The sequence below is a fragment of the Marinobacter sp. S6332 genome, from assembly GCF_023016045.1.
Classification (GTDB): domain Bacteria; phylum Pseudomonadota; class Gammaproteobacteria; order Pseudomonadales; family Oleiphilaceae; genus Marinobacter.
Map to the genome: position 1 here is coordinate 110,669 of NZ_JALKAP010000004.1, position 14,187 is coordinate 124,855.

A 14,187-nucleotide genomic window follows, 5' to 3' on the forward strand; every position below is an offset into this window, starting at 1 on the left:
AATTAGACGGGTATCATAGCCTGCTATCGAGCAGAAGCTTGAGAGCAGCAAGATCCAATCAGTTAGGATGTTTATGTATACCGGTCAGTGCCTGTGTGGCGATATTACCTTTGAATATGAAGGCCCTCTGGGGCCTATCTCTCTCTGCCATTGCAGCCAGTGTCGCCGTGCTCATGGCAGTGCTTTTTCTGCCAGTTCTCCGGTTCAGAAGGTTCGTTTTCGGTTCCTATCGGGAGAAGAGCAACTTACCGAGTACGAATCGCGTCCGGGAAAGTACCGGGCATTTTGTCGCCGCTGTGGCAGCCACCTGTATAGCCGGGTGGATGCAATAACGGGTATTCTCCGCTTGCGTGTTGGCGTCATTAACGAGCCTCTGGGCAAAGGCCCTGCGCAGCATGTTTATACTGGCTCAAAATCCGACTGGTTTGAAATTACCGATACGGTTGCTCAGTACGAAAAAACCGAGCGTACCGGTGACCCTCATTGAGCCGGTACAATCCGGTAGACTTTGCCTTCTGGCGAGTCGGTGAGTAACCACAACTCGCCATCTGGGCCAGCTCGAACGTCGCGTATTCGTTCTTTCAGGTTGGTGAGTAAATCTTCCTCGTTAGTGACCCGTCCGTTTTCGATTTCCAAGCGCACCAGTTTGCGCAACTTGAGAGCACCTACGAACAAGTTGCCTTGCCATTCAGGAAATTCGGAGCCGGTGTAAAAGGCCATGCCTGACGGTGCAATGGATGGATCCCAGTAGTGTAAGGGCTGCGCCATGCCTTCTTTTGCGGTATCCAGAGTGATCGGAAGTCCAGAGTAACCTATGCCGTAGGTTATTTCGGGCCACCCGTAATTCGTACCGGCTGTTAAGATATTGATTTCGTCACCGCCGCGCGGGCCGTGCTCGTGAGTCCAGATATCACCGGATTCCGGGTGTACGGTCATGCCCTGAATATTGCGGTTTCCCCAAGTGAACAGTGTGTCCTTGGTGCCTTTGTCATCAAGTCCTGGATTACCGGGCGCCGGCTTACCATTGACGGTTATGCGGTGAACCCCACCCGCACCGTCTTGTGTGTCTTGAGCCCGATCCATCTCACCGCGGTCGCCAACGGATATATAGAGGTAACCGGATGCGTCAAAGGCCATTCGCCCGCCAAAGTGGCGCGACGTATTGGAGCGGGGCAGGGCTTCAAAAATCACCACTACCTCTTTTAACTGCCCGTTTTCAATCACCGCGCGAGCGACCCGTGTTGTCATCCCCTTGCGGGAGCTGTGGGCGTAACTAAGGAACAGAGTTCTGTTTTCTTGGAAATCTGGGTGCAGGAGAACATCGAGCAACCCGCCCTGACCGGATACAGCGAGTGATGGAAGGCCGCGTACAGCTTGGGGTAGCAGTTCGCCATTTTGAATAACGCGCAGTCGCCCCGCTCTTTCTGTAACGAGCACAGAGCCATCTGGCAGAAACGCCAAGCTCCAAGGGTGCTCAAGACCCGTGGTAACGGTTTCCAGCTTGAAGTGAGTATTCTCGCTGGTGAATGTTTGGCCCGTTGAAACAATTGGCAGCCATAACAAAAGTAGACTGCTGAGTGTGATAAATGATCGGACAGAGAGCATTTTCGTCCCCTTTTCTATTGCAAATGATAATCAATATCATTAATATATTTTTGTGCTCAGCTAACATGCAGGAGCACAAACATTCCATACGGTCTGTTTACACCATAAGCTCAGGGAGATACAGCTATGACGGCAGAGCAGGAAATGATTGAAGGGCTAAAACTTGCGGCAGGCGCCGGCCTTTTCGTTGCTTTAGTGGTTGCCGGGCTTGCGGTTGCGCTGTAACCATCGATCCAATTTATCAGCGAATTCTTTGCGATCGGTTTGACTGAACGGCGCTGCGCCTCCGGTAACTTGCCCGGCGTTGCGCATTTCTTCCATGAAATTCCTCATCGCCAGACGTTGACGGATATTTTCTTTAGTAAAAGCTTGGCCCCTTGGATTAAACACATCTGCGCCTTTCTCAATAGCCTCGGCCGCCAAGGGGATGTCTTGGGTAATTACGAGGTCACCCGGGCTCAGCTGGTCCATAATCTCGTTATCCGCCACATCGAAACCCTGCATAACCTGTCTAGACTTTATATAGGGGCTCGGCGGTAGCTTGATCACATGGTTGGCGATGAAGGTCGTTTGCACCTGCCAGCGAGTTGCGGCGCGACAAAGTATTTCCCGTATGGGGACAGGGCAGGCGTCAGCATCGACCCAGATTGGCATAGCAGATTCCTCGAAATAGTTGATTTTGGTTACTGAGTTTACCTTTAGTTGATCAGGGCTCCCAGCCCCCGGATTTGCAGGGGTGTTGGTGGTATAATCCCTTCAAATTCATTTACAGGAGCCTCCGATGTCCCAACTACCGCCTTGCCCTCAGTGTGGATCTGAATATACCTATGAAGATGGTGTTCAGCTGATTTGCCCTGAGTGCGCTCACGAATGGACAGAAGCCGAGGCGGCAGCGAAGGCCGAAGGTAAAGTTGTGAGAGATGCTAACGGCAACGAGCTTCAGGATGGAGACGCGGTAACCGTTATTAAGGATTTGAAGGTTAAGGGTTCAAGCTTGGTTGTTAAGGTTGGCACCAAGGTTAAGAGCATTCGTCTGGTTGAGGGTGACCACGATATTGATTGCAAAATTGATGGCATTGGCGCCATGAAGCTTAAGTCTGAGTTTGTTAAAAAGGCCTGATGCCGGCAGCCCCCTAATATTGTCTCGCTCGCTGCGACTATTCGACGCACTCCATTCCTTGCGTTGAGTTGAACTGAAAGCAACACTGTTAGCCTTCTGCTTGCAGTTCCTGACATCAGTCATTTTCAGATTAACCGTAGCGATGCGAGATACCATGATAAAACGAATCCTTTTTCTTATTGTAGCCAGCACAATGGCCCTCCCAGCTTTCATCAGTGGTGCGGTGGCCCATGAGTACTCTCATGGGAGCGTTGAAATTGATCACCCTTGGAGCCGACCAACCCCGCCGGGCACGCCCATGGGAGTCGGCTATCTGGTTATCAAGAACCATAGTGACGCTGATATAACGCTGGTGGGCGCAAGCACGCCAAGGGCCGATCGTGTTTCAATCCACGAAACGCTTATGAAAGACGGTGTGATGCGCATGCAATCACTTAAAAGCGGGCTGACTATATCGGCAGGGGAGGTTGTGGAACTCAAACCCCATAGCTATCACCTGATGCTGGAGAAGCTGGTTGAACCGCTAAAGGCGGGAGAGCGCATTCCCCTCAGACTGGAATTCAAGGGGGCGGACGCGATGGATGTGGAACTCAGTGTACAGTCGCTAGACGCTGACATGGGGCAGAAAGAAATGGATCATTCCGGGCACAACATGGAGCATTGACCCTGTTATTCTGGGTGGCCAGTGGCGTTTCCAGTGTGCAAGGTATGCTATAGAAACGTCACGGGCACCGTATTGATTTCTGTGTGCTTACGAGCAACCGCCACAACAAACACCCGGATCCCCGTGCTTTCCTTTTTTGGGGGAGCTTTCCGAAGCGGCAACGGAAGCTTCTGAGCTTTCTTGCGCCGCGCCAGCATTCAGCTTTTCAGCTTCTGCCTTATCGGTATTTTTGGGGCTGGTTACTTCCTTAAATAATTGCGTCATAGAATGATTTCCTGCCGTTAAGAGCCGTTTGATATGCTCAGAATGTTAAGCGTCATTTTAGATGAATGTTATTGGTATTTTTGGTGCCAGTCAACGTGTGTTTTTCGGAATCTAGGTTTTGCTTGAAGGGGCAGGTGCGTCTATTCTAGGTAGGCGGTAGTGTTGCGCAGACACCTTTGCATGCAGGCTGAACTATCTTGCTAGCCCGCGTTGGACAGAGAGCGTTCTTGTTGGTGGGGCAGATAGTTAAATAACTAGGGATTTTTGAACTCATGGAAAGCAATGCAGCCGTGCCTGATTCCTCGCATCACAATGAGCGCAGGCCCCAGTTCTGGCGCGTAGCCCGCCTAACCTGCCAACTTGCAGGCGCTGTAGATGTTTCCTTTTTCTTCTTGTTCCACATTCTAGGGTCCCCCATTTTGGCGTGGGTCAACGTTATCAGTGTGTCTATGTACGTTGCCGCATACTACGCATTAGGGCGCCAGCAGAATCGTTTGGCTATCCGGCTCATTTGGATTGAGGTTATTGTTCATTCTGCCTTAGGTACTGTTCTGATCGGCTGGGGTAGCGGCTTCCATTATTACCTTCTTATGTTTATTCCTGCCTTGTTCGTTACCATGCCCCTCAAGGGTGCGGCTCTTTCATTGGTCGGGCTTTGGGGGTATTACGTAGGTCTGGATATTCTGATGTGGTTTATTGCGCCCATTCAGCCCGTATCATCCGGTGCCTTGTTGGGCGTTCACCTGTTTAACCTGAGCATTGTGTTTGCCATGTTCAGTTACCTATCTTTTTTCTATCTGAGCATGGTGCTTTCAGCCCAGCGAAAACTTCGTCGGTTGGCGACTATAGATCCGTTAACAGGGCTACTTAATCGGAGCCACGGAAGCGAGTTGGCAGAAAAGGAAATTGCACGGTTCCACCGGGAAGGGCACCCGGTGTCGTTTATGTTGCTCGACGTGGATCACTTTAAATTGGTCAACGATCGTTACGGGCATGAAATGGGAGATAGGGTACTTGCCAAGATCGCGCAGTTAATATCGGCGCAGCTACGAACCCAAGACCTTGTAGCTCGCTGGGGTGGTGAAGAGTTTTTGATCATTCTGCCAACTACGAGTATCGAGAGTGCCTTGTCCAGCGCGGAAAGAGTGCGAGATGCGCTTTGCAGTTATGACTGGAAAGCTATCGATGGAATGGCAATGAATGTCACTATCAGCGTGGGCGTTAGCGAATTTTTTGAAGGTGACGATATAGCTTCTGTTATTCGCCGTGCAGATCAGGCGCTTTACCGTAGCAAGGCTGGGGGTAGGAATAGGGTTGAGCGGGAGGAGGTTTTAGAGCAATAAAACACTGATCTCCAGATAGCAAAAAGGCAGCCGAAGCTGCCTTTTTCTAACGTTGTCTGTTAATTAAACAGCAACAACGTTCTCAGCCTGAGGACCTTTCTGGCCCTGAGTCACGGTGAAGTCAACTTGCTGGCCTTCAGCCAGAGTCTTAAAACCGCCGCCCTGAATAGCGCTGTAGTGAACAAATACGTCGGGGCCGCCTTCACGAGTGATAAAGCCAAAACCTTTTGCTTCGTTGAAAAACTTAACAGTACCGGTAACAGTAGACATAATATAATCCTGAATTCAATCTTTTAAAATGCCGCCAGATCATCATTTTGATGGCTGGTCAGCGATATGCGGAAACAAAAAACGGGCGTGATCAAAAACAGGACGTACAACTACTGGAATGCGTCATATTGATGAAGTGCTTTGCTAAATCTTTCCAACGAGGGCCACTTTACCTGCTGGTTAATGAAAAGCAAAGAACTTTCTTGTACGTATAAACCCGACATTTCTAGCAACATAGGGTATGTTTGCGTCTGCGTTTCAGAAATTGCGTAAATCAACAGAGGAGTATTGTCTTGTCTGAGTTATCCACCTACGAAAGTTTTGCCGTCAGCGTTGAAAGCAAGATTGCCCATGTTCAGTTCAATCGCCCGGAATCGCTGAACTCCATGAACAAAGCTTTTTGGCTTGAGCTGCCCCGTTGCATGCAGGATATTGAAGCGAACACCGATGCTCGAGTAATTGTGGTGTCATCTACGGGGAAGCACTTTTCTGCGGGAATGGATCTTGGTGTCTTTACAGACCCCAAAGCGGTACCTATGAGTGGTGACCCCGGCCGCATGGCAGAAAACTTGCGGCGGGTTGTAATGCAGCTTCAAGACACCTTAACGTCGTTGGAAACTGTGCGTCTGCCAGTACTGGCGGCCATACATGGAGGCTGTATAGGCGGTGCATTGGATTTGGTGTGTGCGGCAGATAGCCGCTACTGCACGGAAGATGCGTACTTCACCATCAAGGAAACCGAGCTTGGCATGACAGCCGATGTGGGCACGTTACAAAGGCTGCCCAAGCTGATGCCGGAAGGCGTTGTACGCGAACTCGCATACACTGGGCGCAAACTGACTGCGCAAGAAGCGAATAGGTTGGGTTTTGTGAATGCGGTTTACCCTGACCAGCAATCTTTGGTTGCCGGTGTAATGGAGATTGCCGCTAAAATTGCAGCCAATTCACCGTTGGCGGTTACGGGTTGTAAAGAGATGCTCAATTACAGCCGCGATCACACGGTAGCGGATAGCCTGAAGTACATGGCTACCTGGCAAGCAGGTATGTTCCGCCCGACTGATATGATGAAAACCTTCCAAGCGAAAGCCCAGAAGCAAACGCCTCAGTATGATGACCTCTTTCCTGTGAAGGGGTTGTTTGAAAAATAAATGGCAGTGAAGAGCCCGAATAAATCAAAAATTACTCCAATTGCCGCCCTGATATTTCAGGGTGGGATTGGGGTTGTCGGGTTTTTGGTTATTCTGGTTGCGGGCATCCCGGTTCAAGGTTTTGGAGCCGGGGTTTGGCCAAGTGTGTTCTATGGTGTTCTGGGAGCTATATGCACCTATGCTGGGTTGCTACTGGCCTCGCAAATCCCCGGGTTGTTCCCGGCAGGTCTCGACCGGCAAATGCGTGGATTATACAAATTTGCGTCTGGGTACTCGTGGCCTGTTCTTATTTTACTCTCGGTCTTCGCTGGCGTAGGAGAGGAGCTTTTATTCCGGGGAGCGGTGCAAGGCTGGCTTGCCGAGTACGTGGGGTCTACTGCCGCAGTGCTTGCAGCATCTCTGCTTTTCGGCCTCGCACACTACGTTTCCTTCACTTACTTTGTTATCGCAACCGGCCTTGGGATGGTGCTGGGTATGGCTTATGCGATAACCGACAGTCTTCTTTTGGTTATGGTTTGGCATGGCGTTTACGACATGATAGCCCTGTTCTGCCTGCTCCGGTTTCCTGAGTGGTTTGGCGTTAATGTACGACCAAAAGATTAAGGCCGAGCCGCTTTCAGCGCAGCTGTCAGCCTCTCCATAACCCCTCCGCTATGACGCCAGAAGTGCCAATACAGCTCAACTTTAAGAGATTGCCCGGGAGCAATATTGACGAGACGCCCCGCCTTGATCTCGTGCTGCGCCTGAATCTCCGGAATCATGCCGTAACCCATGCCTGCCAACGCCAGTTTCACGAACCCTTCAGAAGACGGGCATAGATGATAAGGGAAGGCGCCGTGATAGCCATTTTGAGCTAAAAACCGGTGCTGCAACTGATCATTTGGCCCAAATACGATTGCAGGCGCGGTCTGCAAGCTCTGTTCAGTGAAGCCTTGATTGAAATACTGTGTTTTATAGGAAGGCGTTGCCAATGGCAGATAGGTCATGCCGCCAAGTGGAATGCAACGAGCTCCAGCTACCGGTTGTGAGTTGCTGCATAGGCAAGCGGCAACATCACCTTCGCGCATTCGGCGCAGTGCAATGTCTTGATCTTCTACCACCATATCCAGCAACAACATTTCGCTTTGGCAGAACTCTCCAACAGCCGTTGCCCACCAGGTCGCGAGACTGTCTGCATTTAGGGCAATACGCAGTCGTGCGGTCGGCTCGGAAAGGGTCGGAAGTGATTTTGCTAAATCGCGTTCAAGCAGTTGAACCTGTTGAACGTGGTTTAGCAGCTGCTGGCCCGCGGGTGTGGCTTTGGGAACCGGGCTGCGAAACAATACTGGCTGCCCGATGCGCACTTCCAATGTTCGAATACGTTGCGAAATAGCGGACTGGCTTAGGCCGAGCACAGCGCCTGCCCGCTCAAAACCTCCCGTCTCGATAACCGTAGCGAGAGCTTCTAATAATTTATAATCAATCATAAGAAAAACTGATGCACCATTATGAATATGAATTTCAAGTATACCGCCATGCGGTTATTCTTGCGGCATCAAAAAAGGAGTAAAAATGGTGCTTGAAGGTTCGCTAGAGAGCTACTTGACGGGATTGATTGTCTGCGGCGGAATCATTGTTGCTATTGGAGCGCAGAATGCTTACGTACTGAGCCAAGCGATCCGACGAGAGCACCATTGGTGGGCGGCTGGCTTGTGCATGTCTGCAGATATTACGCTTTTTACACTTGGTATGTTTGGAGTGAGTGCGGCTTTGATGGCCATGCCACAGGCGCTGGAAATTCTGCGTTGGTTAGGCGTGGCCTTTCTCGGGTGGCTGGCTCTTCAGGCTTTTTATCGGGCCAGTCGGGGCAGGGCGGCACTTGAAACCGGGGAGGTGTCCCGTCGCAGTTTAAAAGGCGTTCTTTTTACCACCTTGGCTGTCACCTTGCTGAACCCGCAGGTGTATCTCGATACGCTCTTATTGATTCCGGCGGTTGGCGCACAGCAGGAAAACGCAACCACCTTTGTGGCAGGCGCCAGCAGTGCATCTGTTCTTTGGTTTGGCGTGCTCGCTTGGAGCGGGTCGGCACTGGCACCTATTCTTTCGCGCCCTCTGGCCTGGCGAATCATCGATGGCGTAATTGGTGTAATGATGGCGGCTATCGCGTTTCATCTTGCGTTCAACGGCAGTCTATAAGCAGGTTACGGTTTGCAGGATTTGGTATCCTAGTGTCATGTTGAAACTATCCAATACTGTCGAAATCGCGGACTGGGAAATAGAAATTACACAAATTCGAGCTCAGGGTAACGGTGGCCAGAACGTTAATAAAGTGGCCTCAGCCGTGCACCTGCGCTTCGATATTCAAAATTCCGCTCTGCCGCCATTTTATAAAGCGCGGCTTATGGCGCTGCAGGATCAGCGCATAAGCAAAGAAGGCGTTATCATTATTAAGGCGCAATCGTTTCGTACGCTGGAGCTAAATAAGGAGGATGCCCTTGAGCGCCTGAAAGAAATGATTCAGGAGGCGGTCAAGGTGCAAAAGGTGCGGCGCGCTACCCGGCCTTCTAAATCTGCACGGCGTAAACGCGTTGACCGCAAAACCCAGAAGGGTAAAACCAAAGCCCTGCGTGGCAAGGTTCAGATCTAAGCCGTTTCGGCTTGCTGGCCTTTGCGGGATTCAATTTCCCTGATAAACACCTCTATGTCAGCAAACGCTTCTTCAGCCTCTGGCAGCATGGGCGTGAAAATTTGCCATACATGAACCATTCCCGGCCATGTATGCAGTTCTACATGTGACCCAGCTGCTCTCGCTTTGGCGGCGTACCGCCGTGCGTTATCCAATAGCATCTCCGAATCACTGGCCTGAATCAATGTGGGCGGCAGATTGGCGAGATTGCCCAGAAGGGGTGATGCGATAGGACTGGTGGGTGAAATACGAAAGGCCGCTAAGGTCGCCCACCAGATCACCGGCCGGGGAACTTTAGAGAGGCCGCCGAACATTGGCCCAAGCATAGGGTCTGTAGAGATATTGTTACGGTTACTGGGTGCGGACATTGTGAGGTCAGTAGAGGGTGAAAACGCCACGGCACCGTCAGCCTGACGCAACCCGTTCTCGCGAATCCATGCTAGCAGCCCAAGGGTATGGCTTCCGCCGGCAGAATCTCCCGCTATCAGAATAAATTCCGGCTCTGACTTGCCATCTGGACCGTTTTCCAATAACCAGGCGTAGGCTTTGCGGCAGTCACGCACACCGTCCATAAATCGGTGCTCTGGCATAAGGCGATAATCCAAAGAAAAAACGGCAGCATTGGTAATGCGGGACAGCCGATCCGTGATAGATCTGTGGCTGCGGGGGCTACCGACAGCCCAGGCACCGCCGTGGATGTAGAGAATCCTTCGCCGTGTGTCGGCCCCCGGGGCAATCACCCACTCGCCTTTCGGAGTGCTGCATTGGCGGAATTCGGATTGCAAATCCAGGCCGTCACTCAGGCTGTCCATATGCTTTCGCATAGCAAGTAGCCTCGCTTTGCCGCGAAGGCCCTTGCCTGCTCTGCGCATTTCTTTTAACCGCTCCAGCACATTTTGGTTCTCGGCACTGGGGCTTGCCCCCCTAACGGAATACTGTTCTTGATCGAAGTGCGACAAATCCTCCATGCGAAACATAAGCAGCGTCAATGCAACAATAACCACGATTACGACAGCGATAATCCAGAACATGAGTTGTCCGTATCTTGAAAGTTGGCCCTGAAAGCATAGTCGCACTATGCTCTAAATAGGAAACAACTTAAATGTCACAAAAGGGGGCTGGCTTTGCAAATAGCCTATCGGGCCAGAAATGGGAGTATTTTCTATCGCTTAACGCTGCGCTGACGCGGTTTCCCAGCCTTGGGTCGTTTTGATGATTTGGGCTTTTTGCTGGTTTCAGGCCTGCCTCGGGGAGCTTTAGCCCCCGGTTTGTTACCCGACTTCGGCGCTTTAGATGGGTGGTTTTGTGAGTGGCCGTGAGAGCGCTTTTGTTTTCCAGTGGGTTGCTTTTTAGCAGCTTTAGGCTTGTCTGGGGTGCCATCGGAAGATGAATCGCGAATCGCGTCAAAAAGTCCGGCTACCTCTTTCTCCGTTAGATCCCGCCATTGGCCTACCGCCAACCCTTTCAGGTTAACGTTCATAATACGAACGCGCTCCAGCCGGGTAACCTCAAACCCGAAATGCTCACTCATCCTGCGAATTTGGCGGTTCAGTCCTTGCACCAGCGTTATGCGAAATACAAACCGGCTCTCTTGCACCACCTTGCACTTCTTGGTCATGGTGCCAAGGATGGGAACGCCTCCGGCCATACCTTGAATAAACGACTTGGTGATGGGTTTGTCGACGGTTACAACATATTCTTTTTCGTGGTTGTTGCCAGCTCGAAGGATTTTATTGACCAGATCGCCGTTGCTGGTCATGAAGATCAGCCCCTGCGAATCCTTGTCGAGGCGTCCGATAGGAAAAATGCGAGTGCTGTGACCAACAAAGCGCTGGATGTTATGTCTTTCCGCATCATCAGTGGTGCTGACGATGCCCACTGGTTTATTCAAAGCGATAAACACCAAGTCTTCTTCCGCTCTGGGCTCGATGATCTGGCCGTTTACCCTAACGGTATCTGTGGGTAAAACCTGATCGCCCACGCAGGCGCGCTTGCCATTGATAAAGACATTGCCTTGCTCAATGTAACGGTCGGCTTCACGGCGTGAACACATGCCGCTTTCGCTAATGTATTTGTTGAGGCGCGTAGATTGGTTGTTGGTCATCGGTTACCCGGTTGCGTATCAGAGTTCGGGCATGATACCAGCCAGATTTTATTTCTGCGCCCTTGAGCGGGATAAAAGGGTAGGGGGGTGAAGGGGGAAGATAGAGCCCCCGGCATGCCGGAGGCCCCAACAGCCTTAGTGGCCGTAGATACGCATAGCTGTGTTCTGAACAGACAAGTTGTCCAGAGCAACAGAGCCGATAGAGGTGCCGCCTACGAGCACTTGCCCGATAGTCATGTCAGCCTCGAAGGTATTCAAGTCGATTGCCAAAGCGGAGCCGCCATTGGCTCTGGTGCCGTTGTAAATGTCCATATTCACTTTGGCGCCTAGCTTGGTGATGATCGGGTTGTTTGGATCGAAGTCTGCGCCAGTAAGGTGCAGGTCACGAATGCCAAGGGCCAAAAATGGGATATCAACATCCAGATCGTCGATGGCGAACAAGGTTTGCACGTTCATCTTGTCGGTTGCAGTATCAATGCGGATTTTTAGCTCCGTTACAATACCGTCCATAGCAAAATTGTTGGCCAGCAGAGTGGAGTCTGTGTGTCCTTGCAATGACCATTCCCCGGTGCTAACGGCAAAGTCGATAGGTGCTGCAACGAGTGGGAATACGTTGATCAAAGCGTCGCCGTCGTCCGCAATATCGATTTCGATCTTAATGTTATCGATCAGGTCGCTTGTATCGGCGAACAAAAAGTTTCGGATTGTCGGGTCTGTAAACTCGGCAAACATATCGGTGCGGTTAGCGCCGCCGATGAAGATGTCTTTCACAGAAAGCGAGCCTTCATCCGTATAAATAAACTCACCGATATTAACTTTGGTTTCCAGCTCAATGGTGACACCGGCCTGACCGGTGATGTTACCCATATGAGTGTCTTCAAGTGGCTTTAGTTCTGCGCTTGCCGCGAACGACAGGCTTGAAATGGCCAGCACCAGTACTGATTTCTTCAGGCTTTTCATAGTTATTCCTTTTTTTGCTTTTTTGCTTTTGTTATGTGGGCCAGCCGGTGTGATCCCAGCTGGCCCGGACGGGCCTTATTCAATTAGCCCTCTTTTCCTTACAGCTCCGGGGTCAACGTCAGGTCGATGGTGTTACCGGAACCAGTCAGGAACTGGTTAAGAACGCTGGTCAGAAGACCACAGTTCTCGAGTGCTGGCAGGTTGTAAACGCCGCTCACGTCACCGCCAGTTGCAGGCGAGAAGTTAGAGCCTTCAACCGAGGTCAGAGTGATATCTACAGGCTCGATTGTCTGGCACTGGCTACCACCACCAACACGGATTGGGATACCGAACAGCTTGAGTTGAACTTTGGGAACCTTCACATACAGGTGGGAGTTAGCGGTCAGCTTGCCGTTAACCAGATTGCCGGTGGTCATTTCTGACTGCTCGAATTCCACGTTCGCTGTAGCGTTTAGGCGGCTGAACAGAAGCTTGATGGAGAAGTTACCAACAGTTGGCTCAACGTTTAGGTCGGCTTCGAAGGTGCCGCTCGCCAACTCTAGAAGAGTTGCGATGCTGCCGTTTAGAGGCAGAGTGCTGTCCGACGAGTTGATATAGGTAGAGCCTGCAAGACCCAGCAGAAGCTCGATTTCGTTAGTCGGTGCTTCAAAGCCTTCTGCGGTTACTGGTACGGAGACTTCTGCATTCTCGGGATCGTCAGAGGAGATGACCAGCTGTGCGTTGCGCACGCCTGCAGCCGCCGCTGTGAAGCTTACTTCAGCTGCGCAAGTCTGGCCGGGTGCGACCGTGGTGCAGTTGTTTGTCTGCAGGAACTCGCTTGCATCAGGACCGGCAAGCTCGATGCCGTTGATCAGCAGTGTGTCGTTGCCATTGTTGGAAATTGTGACCGAAGTAGAGTTGCTCTGGCCCAGTTGAACTCGGCCCAAGTTTACAGAGGCAGGTGTTACAGCAATTTCCGGAATTGGCGCAAGCACGCTGCGGCCGTTCAGGGCAACATCTACAGAGCTGTTTTCTGCATCCGTTGAGTTGACCGTTAATGTTGCACTTTGGGTGCCTTCGCCATCGGGGATGTAAGTAACGTTTACATCACAGCTTTCGCCAGCGGCGATGGTGCCACAGCTGTTGCTTTGCATGAATGCACTGGCGTTCGCGCCAGCAATCGAAACACCGTTGATACCAAGTGCCGCATTACCGGTGTTGCTCAGAGTTACGATCTCATCTTTGGTGGTGCCAGCTTGCACGTTACCAAAGGCCACTTCGTCGCGGTTTACCGCAATGCGTGGTGTTTCGACAGTGTCGAATTGGACAGCAACGGTTTGCAGCAAGTTATCTTGGCCTGCAAGCAGCGTACAGTTGGTTGTAATTTCACCAATCGGTGCGGGGGCAATGGAGCCGTTAGCAGTACGAGCAACCAGATTCAGTGTCAGACCGCCAACGCGGATTTCTGCATTACCGATATCCTGCTCGGTAAACGTGAATTCTGGTGCCTGACCGTTGGCAGGAACCGTGAATGGGCCAGATTCTGATGGGATTGGGCTTGGGGGAATAGTTAGCGTTACTGTCTGCTCAACAGTTCGGCCAGCAGTAATGATCTGGTTGGTATTTACCGCGGTGCCTTCAACCGTTTCAGAGCCCACCAGCTTAAGGCCGGTACGCGAGTCTTCGTTGACCAGTGTCATCGCGGTTACAGCGAACGCAGGCAAAGGCGAGCCAACCGTTGCACTGGTAGGAATATCTGCGCTGATCTCCGCGCTGATAGGCTGATCGCCGATCAGGGGGAACGGGCAGGTGAATTGCAGATTGGTAGTGACCGGTGCGGCCATGGCGCTTCCGGCACCAGACATTAATGCCGCAGCTGCCAGAGCTGGCGCAAGCATGCGTCCGCCGGGGTTGGTGTTCCTGAGTTTCATGAGTTCGTCCTCTGTAAAGCATCGTTATTATAGGAGGGCGCGCAGACAACACCGAAAACGACTAATTCAATCGGACTTGCAAAATACCCTTTCGCCACGCGTTTATACGCAAGTGTGCAGGCCTATTAGGCCCC

The 14,187-nt window shown here is 51.6% G+C and carries 17 protein-coding genes; 8 read left to right on the top strand and 9 right to left on the bottom strand.

Annotation, left to right across the window (positions count from 1 at the left end; translation table 11 throughout):
- The first annotated feature begins 73 nt into the window (after nt 1-73).
- Nucleotides 74-487 (top strand): GFA family protein, encoded by a 414-nt coding sequence (locus tag MWU62_RS07215; RefSeq protein WP_200361728.1) that lies wholly within the window; start codon nt 74-76, stop codon nt 485-487.
- Here MWU62_RS07215 and MWU62_RS07220 read toward each other — a convergent pair.
- Nucleotides 481-1,605: a PQQ-dependent sugar dehydrogenase gene (locus tag MWU62_RS07220; protein WP_247114208.1), complete on the bottom strand. Its 1,125-nt coding sequence runs from the start codon at nt 1,603-1,605 to the stop codon at nt 481-483. The genes MWU62_RS07215 and MWU62_RS07220 overlap by 7 nt on opposite strands.
- 192 nt (nt 1,606-1,797) lie before the next feature.
- Nucleotides 1,798-2,259, bottom strand: a complete 462-nt coding sequence (locus tag MWU62_RS07225) for a YaiI/YqxD family protein (RefSeq protein WP_200361726.1) — start codon at nt 2,257-2,259, stop codon at nt 1,798-1,800.
- Nucleotides 2,260-2,386: 127 nt separating this feature from the next.
- Between MWU62_RS07225 and MWU62_RS07230 the strand changes: the two genes are divergently transcribed.
- The gene (locus tag MWU62_RS07230) at nt 2,387-2,725 is read left to right on the top strand and encodes a zinc ribbon domain-containing protein YjdM (RefSeq protein ID WP_200361725.1); all 339 of its coding nucleotides are present in this window, start codon (nt 2,387-2,389) and stop codon (nt 2,723-2,725) included.
- 154 nt (nt 2,726-2,879) lie between these two features.
- The gene (locus tag MWU62_RS07235) at nt 2,880-3,389 is read left to right on the top strand and encodes a copper chaperone PCu(A)C (RefSeq protein ID WP_200361724.1); all 510 of its coding nucleotides are present in this window, start codon (nt 2,880-2,882) and stop codon (nt 3,387-3,389) included.
- A gap of 87 nt (nt 3,390-3,476) precedes the next feature.
- On the opposite strand, the gene MWU62_RS07240 is transcribed toward MWU62_RS07235, so the two are convergent.
- Entirely contained in the window at nt 3,477-3,653 is a 177-nt protein-coding gene (locus MWU62_RS07240; protein WP_247114209.1) for a CCGSCS motif protein, read from the bottom strand.
- Nucleotides 3,654-3,925: 272 nt separating this feature from the next.
- On the opposite strand from MWU62_RS07240, the gene MWU62_RS07245 reads away from it, so the two are divergent.
- Nucleotides 3,926-4,996 (top strand): GGDEF domain-containing protein, encoded by a 1,071-nt coding sequence (locus tag MWU62_RS07245; protein WP_247114210.1) that lies wholly within the window; start codon nt 3,926-3,928, stop codon nt 4,994-4,996.
- 63 nt (nt 4,997-5,059) lie between these two features.
- Here the strand turns inward: MWU62_RS07245 and MWU62_RS07250 are convergent, their stop codons facing one another.
- The gene (locus MWU62_RS07250) at nt 5,060-5,266 is read right to left on the bottom strand and encodes a cold-shock protein (protein ID WP_071266268.1); all 207 of its coding nucleotides are present in this window, start codon (nt 5,264-5,266) and stop codon (nt 5,060-5,062) included.
- 293 nt (nt 5,267-5,559) lie between these two features.
- Here MWU62_RS07250 and MWU62_RS07255 point away from each other — a divergent pair, with 293 nt between their 5' ends.
- Both MWU62_RS07255 and MWU62_RS07260 read left to right on the top strand, forming a co-directional pair.
- Entirely contained in the window at nt 5,560-6,414 is an 855-nt protein-coding gene (locus MWU62_RS07255; RefSeq protein ID WP_247114211.1) for a crotonase/enoyl-CoA hydratase family protein, read from the top strand.
- Nucleotides 6,415-7,017 (top strand): CPBP family intramembrane glutamic endopeptidase, encoded by a 603-nt coding sequence (locus MWU62_RS07260; protein WP_247114212.1) that lies wholly within the window; start codon nt 6,415-6,417, stop codon nt 7,015-7,017.
- On the opposite strand, the gene MWU62_RS07265 is transcribed toward MWU62_RS07260, so the two are convergent.
- Nucleotides 7,014-7,880 (bottom strand): LysR family transcriptional regulator ArgP, encoded by an 867-nt coding sequence (locus MWU62_RS07265; RefSeq protein ID WP_247114213.1) that lies wholly within the window; start codon nt 7,878-7,880, stop codon nt 7,014-7,016. The two genes, MWU62_RS07260 and MWU62_RS07265, sit on opposite strands and share 4 nt — an antisense overlap.
- Nucleotides 7,881-7,965: 85 nt before the next feature.
- Here MWU62_RS07265 and MWU62_RS07270 point away from each other — a divergent pair, with 85 nt between their 5' ends.
- A complete protein-coding gene (locus tag MWU62_RS07270) occupies nt 7,966-8,589 on the top strand; it encodes a LysE/ArgO family amino acid transporter (protein WP_247114214.1) in 624 nt (207 codons plus the stop codon).
- Nucleotides 8,590-8,626: 37 nt separating this feature from the next.
- The gene (gene arfB, locus MWU62_RS07275; RefSeq protein ID WP_247114215.1) at nt 8,627-9,040 is read left to right on the top strand and encodes an alternative ribosome rescue aminoacyl-tRNA hydrolase ArfB; all 414 of its coding nucleotides are present in this window, start codon (nt 8,627-8,629) and stop codon (nt 9,038-9,040) included.
- On the opposite strand, the gene MWU62_RS07280 is transcribed toward arfB, so the two are convergent.
- From MWU62_RS07280 to MWU62_RS07295, 4 genes are all read right to left on the bottom strand, one after another.
- Nucleotides 9,037-10,110, bottom strand: a complete 1,074-nt coding sequence (locus MWU62_RS07280; RefSeq protein ID WP_247114216.1) for an alpha/beta hydrolase — start codon at nt 10,108-10,110, stop codon at nt 9,037-9,039. The genes arfB and MWU62_RS07280 overlap by 4 nt on opposite strands.
- Before the next feature lie 131 nt (nt 10,111-10,241).
- Entirely contained in the window at nt 10,242-11,183 is a 942-nt protein-coding gene (gene rluF / locus MWU62_RS07285; RefSeq protein WP_247114217.1) for a 23S rRNA pseudouridine(2604) synthase RluF, read from the bottom strand.
- Between the two features lie 135 nt (nt 11,184-11,318).
- Complete coding sequence (locus MWU62_RS07290; protein WP_247114218.1) at nt 11,319-12,143, bottom strand: DUF6160 family protein; 825 nt, start codon at nt 12,141-12,143, stop codon at nt 11,319-11,321.
- 98 nt (nt 12,144-12,241) lie between these two features.
- A complete protein-coding gene (locus MWU62_RS07295) occupies nt 12,242-14,053 on the bottom strand; it encodes a choice-of-anchor D domain-containing protein (RefSeq protein ID WP_247114219.1) in 1,812 nt (603 codons plus the stop codon).
- Between the last annotated feature and the right edge of the window lie 134 nt (nt 14,054-14,187).

Excerpts from the sequence above, each read along its gene's own strand:
- MWU62_RS07230 (WP_200361725.1), top strand. The coding sequence starts at position 2,387 with ATGTCCCAACTACCGCCTTGCCCTCAGTGTGGATCTGAATATACCTAT.
- MWU62_RS07220 (WP_247114208.1), bottom strand. The coding sequence starts at position 1,605 with ATGCTCTCTGTCCGATCATTTATCACACTCAGCAGTCTACTTTTGTTA.
- MWU62_RS07250 (WP_071266268.1), bottom strand. The coding sequence starts at position 5,266 with ATGTCTACTGTTACCGGTACTGTTAAGTTTTTCAACGAAGCAAAAGGT.
- MWU62_RS07240 (WP_247114209.1), bottom strand. The coding sequence starts at position 3,653 with ATGACGCAATTATTTAAGGAAGTAACCAGCCCCAAAAATACCGATAAG.
- MWU62_RS07280 (WP_247114216.1), bottom strand. The coding sequence starts at position 10,110 with ATGTTCTGGATTATCGCTGTCGTAATCGTGGTTATTGTTGCATTGACG.
- MWU62_RS07245 (WP_247114210.1), top strand. The coding sequence starts at position 3,926 with ATGGAAAGCAATGCAGCCGTGCCTGATTCCTCGCATCACAATGAGCGC.
- rluF (WP_247114217.1), bottom strand. The coding sequence starts at position 11,183 with ATGACCAACAACCAATCTACGCGCCTCAACAAATACATTAGCGAAAGC.
- MWU62_RS07295 (WP_247114219.1), bottom strand. The coding sequence starts at position 14,053 with ATGAAACTCAGGAACACCAACCCCGGCGGACGCATGCTTGCGCCAGCT.
- arfB (WP_247114215.1), top strand. The coding sequence starts at position 8,627 with ATGTTGAAACTATCCAATACTGTCGAAATCGCGGACTGGGAAATAGAA.
- MWU62_RS07235 (WP_200361724.1), top strand. The coding sequence starts at position 2,880 with ATGATAAAACGAATCCTTTTTCTTATTGTAGCCAGCACAATGGCCCTC.
- MWU62_RS07290 (WP_247114218.1), bottom strand. The coding sequence starts at position 12,143 with ATGAAAAGCCTGAAGAAATCAGTACTGGTGCTGGCCATTTCAAGCCTG.
- MWU62_RS07215 (WP_200361728.1), top strand. The coding sequence starts at position 74 with ATGTATACCGGTCAGTGCCTGTGTGGCGATATTACCTTTGAATATGAA.
- MWU62_RS07270 (WP_247114214.1), top strand. The coding sequence starts at position 7,966 with ATGGTGCTTGAAGGTTCGCTAGAGAGCTACTTGACGGGATTGATTGTC.
- MWU62_RS07265 (WP_247114213.1), bottom strand. The coding sequence starts at position 7,880 with ATGATTGATTATAAATTATTAGAAGCTCTCGCTACGGTTATCGAGACG.
- MWU62_RS07260 (WP_247114212.1), top strand. The coding sequence starts at position 6,415 with ATGGCAGTGAAGAGCCCGAATAAATCAAAAATTACTCCAATTGCCGCC.
- MWU62_RS07225 (WP_200361726.1), bottom strand. The coding sequence starts at position 2,259 with ATGCCAATCTGGGTCGATGCTGACGCCTGCCCTGTCCCCATACGGGAA.